Origin of the sequence: Streptococcus sp. HN38 (genome assembly GCF_028335765.1) — a bacterium.
Classification (GTDB): Bacteria; Bacillota; Bacilli; order Lactobacillales; family Streptococcaceae; genus Streptococcus; species Streptococcus suis_P.
Genome location: NZ_CP116604.1, coordinates 955,333 through 974,652, shown reverse-complemented (window position 1 = coordinate 974,652; position 19,320 = coordinate 955,333). Strand labels below are relative to the sequence as shown.

10 protein-coding genes and 4 pseudogenes are annotated in these 19,320 nt (G+C 38.1%); 1 reads left to right on the top strand and 13 read right to left on the bottom strand.

Annotated features, from left to right (window positions below):
- Positions 1-14 precede the first annotated feature (14 nt).
- The 4 genes and pseudogenes from PHA78_RS12470 to optrA form a co-directional block, all read right to left on the bottom strand.
- Positions 15-98 (bottom strand): annotated as a pseudogene (locus PHA78_RS12470) (MLS leader peptide); the annotation flags it as partial.
- Positions 99-877: 779 nt separating this feature from the next.
- Positions 878-1,321 (bottom strand): hypothetical protein, encoded by a 444-nt coding sequence (locus PHA78_RS04770; RefSeq protein ID WP_105139501.1) that lies wholly within the window; start codon positions 1,319-1,321, stop codon positions 878-880.
- A gap of 252 nt (positions 1,322-1,573) precedes the next feature.
- Positions 1,574-1,669: pseudogene (locus tag PHA78_RS12550) on the bottom strand (class I SAM-dependent methyltransferase); the annotation flags it as partial.
- A 229-nt stretch (positions 1,670-1,898) separates the two neighbouring features.
- Entirely contained in the window at positions 1,899-3,812 is a 1,914-nt protein-coding gene (gene optrA, locus PHA78_RS04765; RefSeq protein WP_443033305.1) for an ABC-F type ribosomal protection protein OptrA, read from the bottom strand.
- A gap of 404 nt (positions 3,813-4,216) precedes the next feature.
- Between optrA and PHA78_RS04760 the strand changes: the two are divergent.
- Positions 4,217-4,360: pseudogene (locus tag PHA78_RS04760) on the top strand (IS6 family transposase); the annotation flags it as partial.
- Between the two features lie 237 nt (positions 4,361-4,597).
- Here PHA78_RS04760 and erm(B) read toward each other — a convergent pair.
- From erm(B) to PHA78_RS04715, 9 genes and pseudogenes are all read right to left on the bottom strand, one after another.
- Complete coding sequence (gene erm(B), locus PHA78_RS04755) at positions 4,598-5,335, bottom strand: 23S rRNA (adenine(2058)-N(6))-methyltransferase Erm(B) (RefSeq protein WP_002321849.1); 738 nt, start codon at positions 5,333-5,335, stop codon at positions 4,598-4,600.
- 124 nt (positions 5,336-5,459) lie between these two features.
- On the bottom strand, positions 5,460-5,543 hold the full coding sequence (locus PHA78_RS04750) for a 23S rRNA methyltransferase attenuator leader peptide ErmL (RefSeq protein WP_032498970.1): 84 nt from the start codon (positions 5,541-5,543) through the stop codon (positions 5,460-5,462).
- Positions 5,544-5,611: 68 nt separating this feature from the next.
- Positions 5,612-5,734, bottom strand: a pseudogene (locus PHA78_RS04745) (peptide-binding protein); the annotation flags it as partial.
- 82 nt (positions 5,735-5,816) lie between these two features.
- A complete protein-coding gene (locus PHA78_RS04740; RefSeq protein ID WP_272158505.1) occupies positions 5,817-11,741 on the bottom strand; it encodes an SNF2-related protein in 5,925 nt (1,974 codons plus the stop codon).
- Between the two features lie 48 nt (positions 11,742-11,789).
- Positions 11,790-12,341, bottom strand: coding sequence for a hypothetical protein (locus PHA78_RS04735; protein WP_272158504.1), 552 nt, complete (start codon positions 12,339-12,341; stop codon positions 11,790-11,792).
- Complete coding sequence (locus PHA78_RS04730) at positions 12,325-12,516, bottom strand: hypothetical protein (protein WP_001068447.1); 192 nt, start codon at positions 12,514-12,516, stop codon at positions 12,325-12,327. Before PHA78_RS04730 ends, PHA78_RS04735 begins: the two co-directional genes overlap by 17 nt.
- Positions 12,517-17,412: an SspB-related isopeptide-forming adhesin gene (locus PHA78_RS04725; protein WP_272158503.1), complete on the bottom strand. Its 4,896-nt coding sequence runs from the start codon at positions 17,410-17,412 to the stop codon at positions 12,517-12,519.
- 255 nt (positions 17,413-17,667) lie between these two features.
- On the bottom strand, positions 17,668-18,666 hold the full coding sequence (locus PHA78_RS04720; RefSeq protein ID WP_024376812.1) for a nucleotidyl transferase AbiEii/AbiGii toxin family protein: 999 nt from the start codon (positions 18,664-18,666) through the stop codon (positions 17,668-17,670).
- A gap of 2 nt (positions 18,667-18,668) precedes the next feature.
- Entirely contained in the window at positions 18,669-19,271 is a 603-nt protein-coding gene (locus PHA78_RS04715) for a DUF6088 family protein (protein ID WP_024376813.1), read from the bottom strand.
- Positions 19,272-19,320: the final 49 nt, after the last annotated feature.

Here is a 19,320-nt window from a genome sequence, read left to right as displayed (position 1 = left end):
CATCTAATTTAACTTCAATTCCTATTATACAAAATTTTAAGATAATGCACTATCAACACACTCTTAAGTTTGCTTCTAAGTCTTATTTCCATAACTTTAGGGTTAACCATACGCAAGACCAATCACTCTCGGACAATACTCATGATTTTAATGATAAAATCCATGTTAAACCCATAGATAAGAAATACACCTGCAATAACCGTTACCTGTTTGTGCCAATTTAAAAATGCACCACTTTTTTATAATTAAAACGGTTGAAAACTGTACCACTAATAACTCACAATAGAGAGATGTCACCGTCAAGTTAAATGTACAAAATAACAGCGAAATTTTTAAATCTATTTCTTATCGATACAAATTCCTCGTAGGCGCTCGGGACCCCTAATAGTATCAAGATAAGAAGAAAAGGGTATTTTGCTCCGCAAAAACCCTTTTAAAAACCGTGGGCTTCCGCCCACCCCTGACAAACGCAATGCGTTTGATCATGCCTCTGAAAAGTAGCTTTATCACGTAATTACTTTTCGTCGCTCAGCAAAAGCTAAATGCCTAAAATAAAAAGACAAGGGTAAACGTTGCTCACGTTGTTCGCCCTTGTCTTTATTATTTATAGCCATTTTAAACGCTTATGCCGACGAAAAGTAATAATCACGTGTAAATACTCGAATTGATTTAAAACGTCTTAGAACGCAAATATGAGCTTCTAACGACTTAATTCATCTCTATCTCGTGTTTGAGTTTCATTTCTATGAATTTTTTCAAATTCTCCACCTTTTACAAATTCTTTTACTTTGTCTAAAACGCCACTAACAAGCGTTTTAACCTGTTCAGTTGTAACTTGCTTAGAATCTTTAAAGTACTCTTTTTTTTGCTTCTTCTATTAGCGTTCAAAGTCATTAAACACACGTTTGGGTAGCTTACTCTTTTCATCTTCGTGTCTAATCTCTTGAAACTCATCATATCTCTCTTTACCGAGGAATTGAAATAGGTTCTTCTTAGCTTGTTCCCACATACCACCCTCTTTTAATTTGTAAGACTTAACAAAAGACTTCAACTGATTAAAAGCACGCTTCATCAATGATAGTTTACGTTTCAGCTCTTTATTCTCAAGATCTAGCATAAGATTATCATGCTCAAGCTGATTGAAATAAGCCTCATTATCTTCAAATTGAATCATCTTCTCTTTAGCTTCAGCGACTCTCTTTTCATTACGCTGAGCTTTTTGTCTAGTAGTAGATTCCTCTTTCTTGATACGCTCTAAATCTTGTTTAGCCTTAGTAATTTCAGATTTAACTTTATCAAGCTCAGACTTCTTCTTAAACAAGTCTGTATCTAAGTGCTTAGGATCTTATCAAGAGTAAATTACAAAAGAATCATTTAAATCAATACTTTCACTTTGAATACATGTATTTGAAGTGGAAGGTACTTATTTCAAAAATAGTAAAACCTGTATCTTAAATTACTTAATAGTAACATAAGATACAGGCTGATTTTTTATTCATTGTTATTTATACTAAAGCACCCGATAGCTCTGAAAACAATCACAAATTCAACTTTTCAAAGCCACAGCTTTAAGTTATTTTGTCCAGACAACCCCCATTGCCCAACCCATTTTATGGAATTGGCATCCAGGCAACAACTTTTCATATAAATCGTAATAATTTTGTTCAGCTGGAAGAACAACTTCTGGCAGCATAACAATCAAAGGAAATTTAGTGAGTTTATACGACTACACTTTTCTTGACAATTCCAAAGTATAGATAATAAAAACCGCTATGCGGCAAACTCAAAAGGTCTTCACATAGCGATTATATCTAATAAAAATTCATTAATTTTTTTACATTTTCAACAACCAGAATGTATCATTAACACTTTTACATCCTTATTGCATAACTCAAAAATTACATAACTTCCAATTCTCTCATCAACTGTTCCCATTCATTAAAATAATTACCCTGACACCTTTTAACATCATCAATTGATTTTTGTATTTCCGTCAGTACTATATAATCAGAAGAATTGTTTGGTTCAGAAATGATTTTATTCAATCTTTCTAATTCTTCATCATATTGATTTATTAACACTTCAAGCTTTTCAATTCGTTTCTCCTTCTTAACCTTCTCCTTCTCAATGGAGTTACGATCGCCTTTTACTGTGTTATTTTTCTCTACTTTCTGCTCAACTTTAATGTTATTAAATGGCTTTTCAGAATTCATCCTTTTTTTCTCGTACTCACCATAAGTAGATTGTACAAACTCTACACCATCCTTATCAAAAACAAGTAATCTGTCAGCAATCTTATTAGTAAAATATCTATCATGTGACACAAAAATAATTGTACCTTGATAACTGCATAAGATATTCTCTAAATTCTCTTTTCCAATAATATCCATGTGGTTTGTCGGTTCATCTAAGATTAAAACATTAGGACGTTTATATAATAATTTACATAATGTCAATCTAACCTTTTCTCCACCTGACAAAGAGGACACCGGTCTAAAAACATCATCTCCACTAAACTGAAATGAGCCAAGAGCAGTTCTGACCTCTGTGTCATTTAGCTCAGGGTATTCGCTTTGAAAAATTTCGAATAGTGTATCATCTCCACTGATTTGAGCAAGCTGTTGGTCAAAATAGCTAATTTCAACATTGTATCCGAATTTAAAATCTCCAGACAATGCTGCCACACCACCCATAAGTGTTTTAAGCAACGTGGATTTACCAATACCATTACTCCCAACAATTCCAAGCTTCTGTCCCCTTTCAAGGTTGAAATTAACCTTTGCAAGAGGAGTATCATAGCCTATCACAAGTTCTGAAGCACTTAATACTTGCCTTGAACTACTGATTCTCGGTTGAAATTTAGACATATAAGTTTTTGTATCGTATTGGTCTGGTGCATTTAATATTTGCATACGCTGTAATAATTTAATTTTAGATTGCACCATTTTAGCTTTCGTAGGTTTATAACGAAAACGTTCAATCAAGCGTGTAATCCTTTCAATTTCTATCTGTTGCAAGTCGTAATCTTTTTGCTGTTTGATATGATTTTCTCGTTTTTGCTCCTCAAAGGCTGAATAATTACCTTTATAACATTTGGTCTCTCCCCATTCGATTTCATAAACCTTATCCACAATTCGATTAAGAAACATTCTATCATGGGAAATAATAACCAATGTAGATTTATAACTTCTCAAATAACTCTCCAACCATTGTATTGTTTCTATATCAAGGTGGTTAGTAGGTTCATCAAGTAATAGAATGTCTGGCTTTGTTAAAAGTATTTTTATAAAAGCTATCTTAGTTCGCTGACCACCTGAAAATTCAGAAATGGGTTTTTTATCATCTGCTTCAGTAAAACCCATACTACGAATCATCGTTTCATATTCTTTTTGGTAGGTTAGACCTCCAAGAGCCATATACCTTTCACTGATATCAGAGTATTCATTGATGATTTTATCATCATATTGATTCTCCATTTTATCTATCAGCTGTTTCATCTTGTTTTCCATATCAATAAGCGTCTTAAATACCGTACGGACTTCATCCACCATTGATATACTTTCATCTTCAAAAGGCATCTGTCTTAAATAGCTAATATAAGGGTTACCGGTCTTTATTACTTGAAACTCACTTTCACCAGTTCCTTCTTCTAATTCAATTTCGCCTATAATAGCTTTTAGCAAGGTTGTTTTTCCACATCCATTTCTACCAACAATAGCAATCTTTTCATTATCATTGATTTCAATATCGATGTTTTCCAACACCATATTACCATCATAGTAAACGGCACCATTAATTATTTTGTATTGCATTTTCATATCCTCCTTTGCGTTAGTACTAGCAATTGCAAAGGTGGCTTCGGACAATAATTATTCCACTCCATGTAAAGCTTGTCACAGCCACCTATACATGGAGTTCTTTAAATGTTACTTTAGTTGTAGATTTCATTTGCTTCTCCCTCCTATCGTTTCAAATATAATTCAACTTCCCCCTTATTGTACCAAATCGCTAGCGCAATGGCTAGCCTAAGTTTTAGCTTACACCCTTTCTGGTAAAAGTAAAGTAACTGATCTGTTATCTCATCTGCCTTCCTTTCCTTTCTATTATTTTTTTTATAACAACGCCATTATATCATAAAGTGCGGTTCTGTTGCAAAGTTTTAAATCTACTATCAAATAAGGTAGAATAATAGAAAAAGATAGCAGGAGGAATGACGATGAATCATTTTAAAGGAAAGCAATTTCAGCAGGATGTGATTATTGTAGCCGTGGGCTACTATCTTCGTTATAACCTTAGCTATCGTGAAGTTCAAGAAATCTTATATGATCGTGGCATTAACGTTTCTCATACGACGATTTATTCTCTTTCTCCAACGAATCAATTTTCTCTAAATTATTATTAAATCTATCTGCCAAATCATTGTAATCACGCACTACCTCTTTGTATTTGCCTTTTACGTAATCAATTCTTTTTGGTAAATCTGTTTCTGCATATTTTTTTAGTTGCTCATTCGATTTATATAAATCTTCATAATAATTTATCTACATTCCCTTTAGTAACGTGTAACTTTCCAAATTTACAAAAGCGACTCATAGAATTATTTCCTCCCGTTAAATAATAGATAACTATTAAAAATAGACAATACTTGCTCATAAGTAACGGTACTTAAATTGTTTACTTTGGCGTGTTTCATTGCTTGATGAAACTGATTTTTAGTAAACAGTTGACGATATTCTCGATTGACCCATTTTGAAACAAAGTACGTATATAGCTTCCAATATTTATCTGGAACATCTGTGGTATGGCGGGTAAGTTTTATTAAGACACTGTTTACTTTTGGTTTAGGATGAAAGCATTCCGCTGGCAGCTTAAGCAATTGCTGAATCGAGACTTGAGTGTGCAAGAGCAACCCTAGTGTTCGGTGAATATCCAAGGTACGCTTGTAGAATCCTTCTTCAACAATCAGATAGATGTCAGACGCATGGCTTTCAAAAACCACTTTTTTAATAATTTGTGTGCTTAAATGGTAAGGAATATTCCCAACAATTTTATACCTCTGTTTGTTAGGGAATTGAAACTGTAGAATATCTTGGTGAATTAAAGTGACACGAGTGTTCAGTTTTAATTTTTCTGACGATAAGTTGAATAGATGACTGTCTAATTCAATAGACGTTACCTGTTTACTTATTTTAGCCAGTTTCGTCGTTAAATGCCCTTTACCTGTTCCAATTTCGTAAACGGTATCGGTTTCTTTTAAATTCAATTGTTTTATTATTTGGTTGAGTACTTTTTCACTCGTTAAAAAGTTTTGAGAATATTTTATATTTTTGTTCATGTAATCACTCCTGAAGTGATTACATCTGTAAATAAATACAGAAGTTAAATGATTTGTTTGTAATTTTAGTTATCTGTTTAAAAAGTCATAAGATTAGTCACTGGTAGGAATTAATCTAACGTATTTATTTATCTACGTAATCACTGTTTTTAGTCTGTTTCAAAACAGTAGATGTTTTATCTACATTACGCATTTTGAATACCAACATGACGAATCCCTCCTTCTTAATTACAAATTTTTAGCATCTAATTTAACTTCAATTCCTATTATACAAAATTTTAAGATATGGTGCAAGTCAGCACGAACACGAACCGTCTTATCTCCCATTATATCTTTTTTTGCACTGATTGGTGTATCATTTCGTTTTTCTTTTTGTGCGCCTAAATTTCCCACAATCACTCACTTCTTTCTATTTCTTCTTATTCTTATTTTATCATCAACAATCACAAATCACTTGTGATTTGTGATAAGTGATTTGTGATTAATATATCACATTCTTTTTTATTTTGAATGTCCGCAAAATCCGTCCTACATCTGAGGGGCGCCAAGGAACATCTAAGTGGTGAACAGCTTTCATTCGTGATTGCACGTTTAGACCCGTTCCACCTTTTTCCGTCGAAGCCATGAGAATCCGCACTTCTCCGCTATTGACCTTTCTAGACAGTGAGTTTTTCTTTTCATCAGTATTGGCGTCATGGACAAAGGCAATTTCTTCTTTTGGAATCCCTCGATCAACCAGCAAAGCTTTCAGTGCATTATAAACATCAAAACCTTCTTCCTTACTTTTAGGGGTTCCAATATCAGAGAAAATCATCTGAGTGGCTTTGTTTTCAGCTCCTTCACGGTAAATCCGCTCGACATTATCAACTACTTGAAGGATTTTCTGATTGTCCGCTAAGGTATAAGCAGGGTCAATCAACCGCATATCAATAGCTAGTTTTCTAGCTTCCCCGGTTATCTTTAACATATTATCTCTACTTGGGTCAACACTACCTGACTTGATAGCGTCTGAACGCTCTACCAGCTCTTCTAAATAGTATTTCTGAGCTTGCGTTAGCTCGCTTTCCACCGCAATAATCTTAGCTTCAGGAACAGGTAAATCAAGCATGTCTGATGTCTGAATATCGGCAGTTTCCTTGTAGATTCGCATGAGTTCAGGCAAATTGACAAATTTCTTGAACCGTTTCTTAGGTTGGTATTTATCACCTGTCGGGGCTAGTTCCATAGAGTTTTCGATATTCCCAAAAGCCCCAACCCATGAGTCAAAATTGGATACCTGGTATCGTTCCAAGACATCGGGCTGAATATAATTCATCATAGTGAAAAGTTCACTAATGGAGTTCGAGACTGGTGTTCCCGTCGCGAAAACAACATTTCTATCTCCATGCTCTGCCTGAACTTGTCTCACCTTCATCTCCATATCCACATTCTTTTTAGAAGTGGTGTTGGTGATTCCCGCGACATTTCCAAGTCCAGTGATTGGACGGATATTCTTGAAGTGATGAGCCTCATCCACAAAGAGAAAATCAATGCCAAGGTTTTCAAATTCGATAAAGGTATCTCGTTCCAGTTTTTGGAGTTCTTCCAACTGGTGTTCTAGCCCCTTAATCGAACGCTCCGCTTCTTTCACCGTATAATCACTGTCACTTCCTAGCTTGATTTCTCTGAGTTGCTCGAGTTTGTCATTGATATAGGCGACCTGTTTTTCACGACTCATCGGTATCTTCTCAAATTGTGAATCCCCAATGACAATGGCATCATAATCTCCTGTGATAATACGTGATACAAACTGTTTGCGTTTGGCCTTGGCAAAATCTTTCTTGGTGGTCACATAGACTTTTTTGGTTGGGAAAAATTTCATGATTTCTTGACCAAACTGAGCAGTCAAACTAGAAGGAACCACATAGAGAGGCTTATGCACCATCCCTAATTCTTTCAACTTGAAACCAGCTCCAAGCATGGTAAGTGTTTTACCTGAACCGACTTCATGAGCTAGGAGTGCTCGTTTTTCTTCCACAATCCGTTGAATGGCATTCTTTTGGTGAGGACGTAAGGAAATATTCTGGGCAAGTCCATCAATTGTTAAATGGCTACCGTCATAGGTCTTTGATACTGTACGATTATAGAGACTGTTATAGGTGTCTTCAATCATCTGTTGGACTTCTGGATATTTTGCTACAAAATCTTGAAAGAGTTCCTGTAGGTGTGTTTCCTTGGCACGCAGGACTGTTGTTTTCTCTACATCCGTCACATTCTTTTTCTTATCCCCTTCGACAACTTGTTTTGTGATGGTTGGTTGATTGGAATTCAGGAGGTTTTCAAAGATTTTTCGACCACTATCATAGCGTGAAGCAGGGACACCTAAACTCCTATCCGTTGCGTTGGAATAGGTGTAGGCAAACTTCGATTGGTAAGTGATAACCCCGTCAATGGGACTGACTTCAAGGACTGTTGCTACTTCTTGGTCTGACAGTTCATAGGCTTTCCCCATAAAGGTTTCTTGGGCAAATTTTCCGTAAATAGACAAAGGAATCCAGCGTGAACCGATTCGATAATCAATGTCTGCCAAAGTAATGCGGGCTGGTTTGACCGTTTCTAGTAGCCCTGCATAATGTGACCAATTAAAGTCCTGATTGTCTTGTTTGACAAATAGGTCCACCACTTCTGACTTGCTAACGACATCACCTGACAGAAAGTCTTGGCGAGAAACATAGGACAGCTCCCCATTCAAATACTTCTCAGGATCAGGCATAATGAGGTCACCTAACTCCTCAATCAAGGTCATCTGCGATTCAACCTGATAGATAGACATCATATAAGCAAAATCAACACCTCGTCCGTCAGCCAAGCTGGAATTTAAGGCATCAAGGGCTGTATGTACCTTTTTAACCTCTTTTTCAGGACGCACTAGAGCCTTCTCAAAGGCAAGAGATTTAGTATAGATAACAGACTTTCCACTTGGATCCAGACGTTCATCTTCCAAACTAGCCAGAAGCGAATACTTATCATCACTATCAAAAAGATTGCGGTTCACAGCACTATTCAAATACCCATAACGTTTGACAAAGCTATCATAGGTACGATTGAGTTTGCCTAACAAGTGGCTAAAGGTCTTCTTATCATAGTCATAATGGCGTTGAATGGCAATGACCTCTTGGTAAGCATTTCGAATGTCCACCATTCCTTTGATTCGTGCCACTTCTTTATCAGACAAAGGAGCTTCATAGAAAACTGTCTTTTTATAATAACCCTTAAACTGACCACGTTTGGCTGCATCATCGGTCACATAGACATCCAGAGCAGTGTTATCAGTCACTTCTAAGGCATTAAAGCGATCAATCTGCTTTTGAGAATGTTTGGTGTCCCATGCTTTGAAGTTGCCCTCTTCATCGACATAGTAACTGATTTCTTCCGTCTTGGTTCCGACTCGAATACCTTTGTTATCTCGATAGTAAACTGTAGAACCCTGATAACCAAAACTGTACTGACCTAGATTCTCCCTCATTTCAGCTGGAATGGAGGTATCAATGACTTGTTTGGTCAACACAATTGGATTAACGATGACCTCATTTCTATCAATCTCTCTTGGGGCCTTAACGTGATTTAGAGCAGTTTGGACACTTGCAATCAAGTCATCACTAGCCCCCTTAACAGAAAGTGTTCCGCCGTTAAAATTTCTAACCTCGTAGGTTCCTAGCACTTGGCTATTGTATTCCCCATCAAAATAAGGATTGAGCCAAATACGACTATCCTTATCATAACGAATAGAACCTGAAAAGGTTAAGTCGTCTGCCACATATCCCTTGTCTAAGTGTTTCTGGAAGAATAACATATCCGTTGTGACACTCGTTCCTGCAATGGCCTTAAAGGCAGAATCAGGCAGTCGAACCCCACCAAGAAATTCAGTTGTCTCACGAATATCTTGTAAAATATTTTCTGTTCGCTTATCCATAGTTCCTGTGGAAGAGATAATCGCTACTTGTCCACCATCATGGACCAAATCAAGTGACTTTTTGACAAAGTAATCATGAATCATGTAAGGCCTATCGTACCTGTTATCCGCAATTCGTATATTGGCAAAGGGCACATTTGAAATCACCAAATCAAAACTATTGTCGTTAAAAGCCACCGTCTCAAAGCCCTTAATTTCAATGTGACTATTGGGATGAAGGTGTTTGGCAATAGCTCCTGTAATAGTATCTAATTCCACACCATATAACTCACTCTTTTCTCTTAAGTGTTTGGGCATTGCTGCAAAAAAATTCCCTGTTCCCATGGAAGGATCTAGGATTTTGCCACCTGTAAAGCCATCACTTTCCAACTTATCCCACATCTGACGGATAAGGGCAGGGTCTGTATAATAGGCTGTCAGAGAGGACTGTTTCATATCCGAATACTCTTTATCTGTGACTAGGCTTTTCAGTTCTTCTCGTTCCTTAGAAAATTTTGGATTATAGTCATCAAAAAATTCATTGGCTAGTCCACCCCAGCCTACATACTTGGCAAGGAGTTCTTGTTCACTTGGTAAAGCATTGCGGTGCTCTACTTCTAGTTTTTTTACCAAACGAATAGCCGCAATGTTTGTCTCAACCTTATCTCTAGCAGTCTTTGGATAAAAGTCCGTCATATCTTCTGGAAAATAAAAGTCCGTTACTGGAATCTCTGGAATTGTTTCGACGACTTCCTCTTCAGGAATTTGACTATCTGATTCTTCAAGATCAGTATCGTTATGACCATTTTCTGAATCATCTGGTTCCAATAGTCCAATACTCTGAACTGGCTCCTCTTCCAGAAATGAAAAAAGATTTAGTTCTTGGTCCGCTTCTTCTAACTCTGTTTGTGGTTCTGCCTTTGGCTGATGAAGTGCCTGACTGACTTCTTCCCAGGTCCTCACATAAAGAACTGGATTTTGTTCAATGATATCCGAAAAGTCATTGACTAACTCAATCCGAATCAAACCATTCAATCGAGCATCGCTGACCGACACGACCTCAAAGTCCTGTCCCTTATAGGAAACCAATGACCCCAGAGGATAAGTGTCCAATACTCTCTGAACCAGTGGATTTTCCGCAAATTCTTCATCAACCACTACTTTCGTCTCAGCTTTCTCTAGCTTGCTCTTCCAATCTCTGAGGGTTAAATCTGGCTGATTGCCCTTATCCTTTTCAAATCGTTCCGCATCTTCTCTGCTTAATTCTTCATGTAAAAAGGCGTAAGCAACCTGTCGCAACTCTTCAAGGGAAAGCTGGCTACCAAAGAAAAATTCAACCTTTTCATGACTTAGTCCCATTTGGAGTAGTTCTGTCGCAAGGGCTAGTTGAGTTACCGAGGCTTTGGGATAGCCACCTAGTAAAGCAAGGTCCGCATTTTTCAAACGAAAACGACCTGCTGCATCCAATAAAATACCGACTTGGTCTGATTCAAACTGAGATAGCTCAATCCCTAGCTGAGTCAATTTTTCTTGATTTTCTATCCTAATGGCTTGTCCAATTTTTTCTAATTCCTTTTCTTCGACTGTGGTCAGCGTTCGTTTCAGCTCATAGGGAGTGCCATCAGCTTCTAGATAGGTAAGTAACTCCTCGCCCTCAAAGACTGGTGTCATTTCCGTCTCAGTATCAAAATCACCTCGTCTAAAACTTGGGACTTTGGAACGTTCATTTCGAATTTGGTCAAAATATGTTAGAATCTCAAATTTACGTCGTAAAGACAACTCTTCATAAGCTGGCAGATGACTGGTTTTTCCTATTTGAACATCTAGTTGAGACAAATCTACATCCAAACTAGCAATAACCAGAGAGCCCTCTTCTCGAAAAGATATTGCTTGATGAACACTTGTTTTGTGCTCATCAACAGTTTCTTCATTTTCTAGAACAGTTTCATCAGCTCTAGTTTCAAGCTCAGGCTCGTAAGTTAAGAGAAACTGTTCAATATCTCGACTAATACGATCCGCTAAATTATTAGCCACACGATACACATTGACCAAATTAGCTCCCCTACTCTTTTGTAAGAGTGAATCCGGCGATATGGTTTGGTAGTGTCCATTGGAATCCAATAATTGAAAACGAGTGGCCAGATTGAACAAGGCCACTTCTATCACCAAGTTTTTTTCAGACGGCGATAGTTTATCTAGTTTTTGAAGACCACTTTGGCCGAAAACTTGTGTATAGGTCAATAGATCATGAGCAGTATCATAAGGACTAGCCTGGACAAAAGCTGAAACATCTGTCTCAAAGTGAAGTACTTGAACAGACTTATTTATTTCTTGCCTATTGGTCATAAACTGATGAATAAGACTATCCCACTCCTCATCAAAATGCTCTGCTTGGTAATATAAAAATGCCTCAAGCAAGGCTCTATCACGAGGAATAGTGGCTCTCATCATTTGTAGTAAGACTTCTTGATTCATATTCCCTCCCATTTTAAAAGGGCCGAGAGTTTTTCTCAGCCCTTTGCGTTAATCCAGGACCAAGGCTCGTTGGTCTCTTTCTTGTGGAATACCTTCCATTACAGTTGCCACATAGTGTTGTAAGAAACGACTTTTCTGGTCTAGTAAATCTTTTTGCAAGGCAAGGTGAACCAAGTCTCCAAAATAATCCTGACTGGAAATAGCCAATTCCTGTTGAATTATGGCCTGTAAGATTTCAAGGCTAAGTGGTGAATAATCGTCACTATCCAAAACCTCATACTGTTCCAAGGTGTCTGAGAGACTATTTGAGGACATTAAATCCATAATAAAACTAGAGCCTTCCCCTGTTCGGTACAACTTTTCCAGAATGTCAGTCATATCTGCCTGTACTTCATCCTGATAACTATCCACTTTAACTCGTAGCTCATCACTAATCAAGGACAGGTCATCTTCGTCCATATAATCTTGATAAACCTGATTGAGGATTGTTCTATCAGAAATACTTAATTCCAAAGAGAGAAAGGCTTTGATAAACTCTTGGTAATCGGACTTCTCCATTTCAGATAAAGCCTCTTTCATGGTGTCAAAGTTCCAAGTCATCACACAACTCCTTTTGTGGGACTAGTGGTGAATGTCCAGATTGTAGCTCTTCTAAATCAGCTTGACCATCACCATCTGTATCAACAGACTGCGGATTGGTTCCCAAAGCCAGTTCCTGAGCATCTGTCAAACCATCTTGGTCTGAATCCTTTTCATAAATAGTTTTTGGATTCATCTACTTCTCCTCCTTTTTCTTTAGTCCATAAGCTGTACCAAGCAGAATACCGGCTCCAATCAAGCCCAAAAGGGATTCCTGTTCCCCTGTATTTGGCAAAACGCTAGCTGGAACAGGTGGTTCTATAGTCTCAATTGGTGGTTGAGGTGGTGTGGGTTGATTTGGACTTGGTTCTTCAGGTTGAGGTGTATGTGTTACAACTGTATTTGAGCTAATGACATAGCCATTCACTGTATGGAGATAGGTATTTTCTACCTGACCAGTCGCAATCCGTTTCATTTGAAGGTAAACATCTGCCTGAAAGGCTGAATCATCAGAGATAGTCTCTAAGAAGGATTTATCAAATGAAATTGACACTAGGCCATTTTCTGTATCCACCTGTTGCAAGGTATATTTCGTGACTTCTGTCCCCTCTTTTAAGACAGAACCGTCTTTGAGGATGACATCCGTCATCAGATAGCTGCGATAAACACCATTATACTCATCATGCTTTTCATCATAGTTATCTTCAAAGCCATATTCAAATAAATCAGTCGCACGATTGCTTGGAATCAATGCTCCAACCAAGCGATAGTTAAAGGTTTGATGCAAGGCCACTTCTTTCCCGTCAAGGCTCTCATCTTTATGAGACAAGTCAATCACCACATCTTTTTGTGGGTCTAGTTTGGGAACATTATTGACCACTGTTTCCGTGACATAGGCCAAGCCAAAATCAATCTGATAGGCTGTATTTTCATACTGACCACCTGTTTTGGTCAACTCATTTTTAACAGTCATCGGAAGCGTGACAACTAAGGTTTGACCAGTCTTCACATAGGTCTCATAAAAGGTTTTGGGATCATCGCTACTAAGGACCTGAATGGCTCCTTTAGGTGTAAACTGACGTTTAGCCATGGCATCTTGGACGACTTTCGGAGCTTCTGACAAACTAGCGTAGGTGCTGACAGAGATACCAGATACACGATTGCCATCCTTATCCAAAACTTGAATGCCATCAGGATTTAGGGTAAGGGCTTCTTCTGGGTAATCGTCTACCATGTAAAATCCCTTGGCAAGAACATCATCCGTCACGACCATGTCCTTGTATTGATTGTAATCCAAGACAATTTTGTAATAATTGACCGTATTCGGAAGAACAGTCTTTCCATCAATTGAAATACCTTCTTGATTGGTATTAGACTTATGTGGAGTTACTTTAGGGACAAAATTGGTCACCGTGTTGGTTTCATAGGCTTGCCCAAAGTCCACCTGATAAGCCACGTTTTCATAAGACTTCCCTGAATTAAGCATGGTTTCCAAAACCATCATCGGAGTGACAATGGTAATATTCTCCCCCTTGGTCACATAAGATTCAAAAAAGACTTGTGGGTCCTCAGGCATGAAAACTTGAAAAGCTCCTTTAGGCTGAATTTTTTGTTTCGAAAGGGCTGCTTGTAGCGTTTTAGGAGCTTCAGTTAATTGAGAATAAGACTTCACCGTGATTCCTGAAACTGTTTTGCCATCAGATGTGACAAACTGAATAGCTGCTTCATCCGGCAATAAAGCTTCTTCTGGATAATCATCCACAAAGTAAAAACCTTGTGCAATCTGAGAGTTGTCTGCTTTAATCCCTCGGTATTGGTCCAAGTCCCATGAGAGAGTATAGTGATTTTGACTTCCCACTAACATGGGCTTCCCATTGATGTCCACTTTGTCTTTATTGAGGTTCTGTTTCTTGGGTTCTGGAGAAACAAGGGTGTTGGTCACTTCCTTGGTTTCATAGCCATTTCCAAAATCAACTTGATAAGCCTTGTTTGTATAGATCTTAGTTTGACCATAGAGACTATCTTTCACCGTCATTTTGGTCAAAAGAGCTAAAGAAGTTCCTGTTTGAACATACTGGTCATAAAAGGCTTGGTTGTCATCCGGCAAAAAGACTTGAAAGGCACCTGTCGGTGTAATCTTAGCACGAGCTAATTTATCTTGAAGGTCTTTAGGGGCTTCATTTAGTGAAGCATAGTTTTTAACCGTTATTCCTGATACCTTCTGACCATCAAGGGTTGTTATAGCCGTGCCATTTTCCACCACATCAAGCACTTCCTCTGGGTAATCGTCCACAAAGAAGAAGCCTCGTGCAATTGTCTCTTTAGCAGAACGATCTCCCTTATACTGGTCCAAATCCCAAGTCAAACGATAGTGGTTGGTTGTGCCAAGGGCTACGACCGTATCATTTATGAGGACACCATCCGCATTTTCATTGTTTTTATCTGGTGTAATGAGTGTGGTTGTCTCCCCATCACCTGGTGTACGAACCGTTACAACATTTGAAGTGACTGTGTAAGCATTGGTTGTACCCTTGTTCAAAAGGAGTTTGTAACTATTGGAATAGGTTGCCCCATCATTTTGAACAGAACCATAGAGTTTTGGAGCAGTCAGTTGATAAACCTTGGTTAAATCTTTATTTACCTCCTGCAACAAGTTTTCCTTTGCGGTCAAAGTCACAAAATTCTTAGTCTCATCAAAGCTAAGGACATAGTTTCCATTCTCTTTTTGAGTTGTTTCCTTATCAAATAGGTAACCAGCAGGCAAGTAGTCCTCAAAAATGAGACTAGTCGTTTGAGCACGATTGGGCGATAAGGCATCAACTGTTAAGGGATAAATCACCGTTGAATCTTTTGCGACAGTTTTCTCATGAAGATTAGCTTGGTCACTATTGACCACTTCTTTCATAATCTCTGGAGTTGTCGTCAAACGGTACGCATGATAATGGACAGTTGGTACTTGTGGTGGCGTTGGAAGTTCTTTTGGAATAGGTTTGACAGGTAAGGTTACTTTCGTCAAGGTCAGACTAGGCTGCACTACTTCATCCAAAGGCTTTGGCGTGAAGGTTACAGGCTTTTCTGGTGTAAATGTTTTAGGAGTAAAGACATCTGGTGTTACCGTAATAGGTTCTGGAACGGGGTCAAGATCCACCGTTACATGAGGTTTGGGACTATACGGTGTTACTGTACGTGCAACTGGTAGGGTATTTAAGGCGAACCAGTATGACAAGCCAACATTCTGTGGCATATCGCCTTGCCCAAAGGTGACTGTATAGGTATTGCCTGATGTGACCGTTGAGACAATAGCTCCTTTATAAGCATAACGACTTGATGTGGTATCCCATTCCTCAGGCAAATTCAAATCACTTGCACGGTTGGAACCCAACGAACGGGCCAGACCTTCATTAGTCACTTGAACGGTTGAACCATTAATCGGCACAAATTTCCCAGAAGTATCTTTGACATATTCTAGACCAATGTCATTATGATTGAGGGAAGAATGCGTGAAGACTCCTGGCTTTTCTTTGGAGAAGGTAACTTGTGAACCATCTTCCAAGAAATACTTTGCAACTACACGAAACTCCATCTTGTCTGTTCGCCAGTCACCATTTCCGTCATTTCGATAGGCAATAAAGCCCTCGGTAGGATCATTTGGTACAACCAATTTCACGGCATCGGTTCCAGCAGGTGATACAAGGTTGGTAATATCGTAAGTCACACGACTAATCTTTTTCCCATCAAATCGTGCATGTTGAAGATTTTGATAGTTAAAACTAAGGGTCTCACCTGTTTTGAAGCTATCATAGACAAAGAATCCTGTTGAATCCAATATTCTTGAGTAGCCACCCAGCATGGCATCGCCAGTTGAAATGATTTGAGTAGGATTTCGGGTAATGGCTCCATGTTGTGCTTGTGGCTCACCGTTATTGAGATTGAGGGCTTGAGCAAGGGCTTCAGAAATATAACCTTCTTCACCTTTTGAAATCTCGGCTAAGTCACGTTGATAGCGTTCCAATTCTTTGGTATTATAGGCATCAATCGCTTCATTCTCTTTTCTGGCTGCGGCTTCTTTTTCTTTATTACGTTTTGTAATAGCTTCAATCTCGGCTGCACGATCTGAAACTAATTGTTGTTTCTCCTGATTCGCTTGATCTACTGCGGCTTGACCTGTACGGTTTTCAGCATCAACAGCTGCTTGACCAGCCTGATTACGCCTTTCAATGGCTTCATTATCTGCCTTTGCCTTAGCAAGTCCAGCTTCATTTTCTTTTTGAATGGCCTGATTTTTCGCAACAATATCATCTGCCTTAGTTTTCTTTGTTAGATAATCCGCTACAGCTTGTTCGTTAGTAGATTGAATGGTTTCAACAGCCTTGCCATAGTTTGTATAGTCTAATACAGATGTCCCATTTCCTGATGAAACTACTTGTTCTTTTACTGTCACATCAGCATCTACATACCGAGTTTTTAGGTCATTGACTTTGGTATCAACCCAAGCATTTGTCTCTTTACCAGTTTGGTTGGCCTCTTCGTAGGCCTGTGACAGCACCTTATTTTCCTGTTCAATGCGTGCTTTATTCGATTCGTATGTCGCTTTGTCAGCTTTGTAGGTTTCAGTAACTTCATTGATAGCCTCAACTTGGTTTTGGGCATCTGCTTCAGCTTTTGAAATTTGTTGGTTGGTTTCTGCCGCAGAAGTTGTATTTCCCAAGTCCATTGGACTATCTTCAACCGTAGAAACACCTTCAACCTTTGCCTCTTCAACTGCTTGTTTTACCGTATCATGTGGTACGGTGACTGCAATTGCACCGTTAGATTGTCCAGTTGACCCTAAACTTTCAGTTTGTTCAGAAACAGGGGTTGGCTGTGCTTCTGGTAAATTCGTGGCTGGATTCTCCGTTCTTTGAATGGTGGTGTCAACTGAAGTTGTAACTTCATCAGCAGATGCAACCGTTCCTCCCCAAGCAACAACAGCCGTCACCATAGTTCCAAGGGCAACGGAACATAAAGTACGATATTTTTTACTCTTGCGAAAGACGTGTTTCTCGCCTTTTTCCTGATTGACAAGAAAGTGATGATTACATGTTTTGGTCATAAATAGTCCTTCTTTTCTTTTTTATGTAGCAACAAACTGTCACTCTTTATTAGATACGAGGGCGTTAAACGAGCACGACAAAAATAGGAGTTTTGACGAAGAACTTTCCGTTCTAGGAGAAACTCTCTTTTTTGTACAGCTCGTAGCCCAAGTTCAATACCATCATAAAAAAGAAGGCTTGATTTTGTTATCACAATAAATTGAGGGAAAAGAAAAAAGCCACCCATAAAAGTGGGTGACTAAAATAATTGATGTCTAAAGTTTATGGATTTCTTTTTCTAAATTAGCGATAGTTGTTAACAACTCTTCAAATGATGGCACAGACCCATAAAACATTTCTTTCATCTGGTTGTAATCTGATTCAATTTCATTCAATCTGTAATCATCTGGAAGTAATCTGATTCTTTCAATAGTTGCGTCTTCATATTTTGCCCATTTTCGAGGATAAAATTTTTCCTTAAATGAAACAACTTTCTCCAATAACTCTTGATTCATAAAGGCTCTATTCTTATAAATCGAATGGGCAAGACAGTAAATATCATAATAATGCCGTGCATAGCGTATAGGGATTTTACTATCTGCTGGTCTATTTGCCTCATGATGTAAAATTGTAGCTTTTTCCCAAAAGGTTCTCTCAGGTAAAACAGTCCTAACTGAAATACTATCTCCCACAAATAGCATAGGGTAAACCTTGTATAAATCAGGAGTAATCTCTACCATTTCAGAGGGTGTCCAGGCAGCTAAAGCACCAATTTCTAAGCGAATGACTTGCTTCACATACTCTGATTGGAAACTTGTCGGATATTCAAAAAGTACTGTTTGTGGGTCATTTACATCTATACTAATTTGAAAATCATCTTCAATCAGTTTCGCAAAATCTAACCTCATCTGTGGAATTAACGTATTCACAAGAAAGTCTTCTGCTTTTAAATTTGATTCCTTATTGAACTTGTCCTGTTGCGTATTTGAACGGGATTGCCACGGTTCGTCTTTACCATATCCAATAACCTGCCAATCCAAGATTAAATCAATATCTTCTGAGAATCGCTTAATTAAATCATAGCACTTAGAAAGACTTGTACCCCCTTTAAATGTAAAAGCATCCTTCCATTCACTCTTTGTAAAGAGATAGTTGAGTACGAAACAAACCCAATAATCTTTTTCAACGATCACTTCATTGATACCAAGTCTCTCCGCAGCATTTCTAATAATGGCTTGAAGGTCGTCTTTGGAAATTTTTTTAAATTCTAGCATCTTTAGGATTCTCCTATTTTTTTCAAGATTTTATAAATCCATGCACTGGTAGTCTTGCCTTCCTCAAGAAGTTTCTCTTTATCACTTTTAGTTAACCTTTTCTTAAGATAAAGAATCTGTTCTTCTGAAATATTATCTTTTCCAATAGCTTTGATGGCTTGAATAACTAGTGCAGTTAATTGTGACATATTTGAAATGGTACTGTTTGTTGTTCGCTTGAATACTAGCTTCGTATTTCCAATTAAAAAATTTACATACCGTCCATCAGAAATATATGTCCATTGAGCTGGAACTTGTGTTGACAACCCTAATAAATTTAGAGCTGTGTTCCCTGAAGGTGCAATTGTCCAATTATATTTTCTAGCAATGGCAATAGCCACTTCATTTATTGAAGGAGACTCAAATTCCCCAATCAACTCAATAAACCTTGGTTTGTAATACACACCGTTTACAATACGTTGAATCGTTCCATCGTTAACAAATCGATTCAAATTTTTTCTAATTGTCTCATAATCAGCGAGCTCTAAAAAATCATTTGAAATAAAGACTGCGCCGTCTGGCAGATTATCAATCTTACTATTTATTTTAGACTTTATGTTAATCAATTCCTCACCACCTTGTCCCAAATATTATACAATATTTGGGACAAAACGA

Coding starts and splice junctions, on each gene's coding strand:
- PHA78_RS04720 (WP_024376812.1), bottom strand. CDS start 18,666: ATGCTAGAATTTAAAAAAATTTCCAAAGACGACCTTCAAGCCATTATT.
- optrA (WP_443033305.1), bottom strand. CDS start 3,812: ATGCAATACAAAATAATTAATGGTGCCGTTTACTATGATGGTAATATG.
- PHA78_RS04730 (WP_001068447.1), bottom strand. CDS start 12,516: ATGAATCCAAAAACTATTTATGAAAAGGATTCAGACCAAGATGGTTTG.
- PHA78_RS04750 (WP_032498970.1), bottom strand. CDS start 5,543: ATGTTGGTATTCAAAATGCGTAATGTAGATAAAACATCTACTGTTTTG.
- PHA78_RS04740 (WP_272158505.1), bottom strand. CDS start 11,741: ATGAATCAAGAAGTCTTACTACAAATGATGAGAGCCACTATTCCTCGT.
- PHA78_RS04725 (WP_272158503.1), bottom strand. CDS start 17,412: ATGACCAAAACATGTAATCATCACTTTCTTGTCAATCAGGAAAAAGGC.
- PHA78_RS04735 (WP_272158504.1), bottom strand. CDS start 12,341: ATGACTTGGAACTTTGACACCATGAAAGAGGCTTTATCTGAAATGGAG.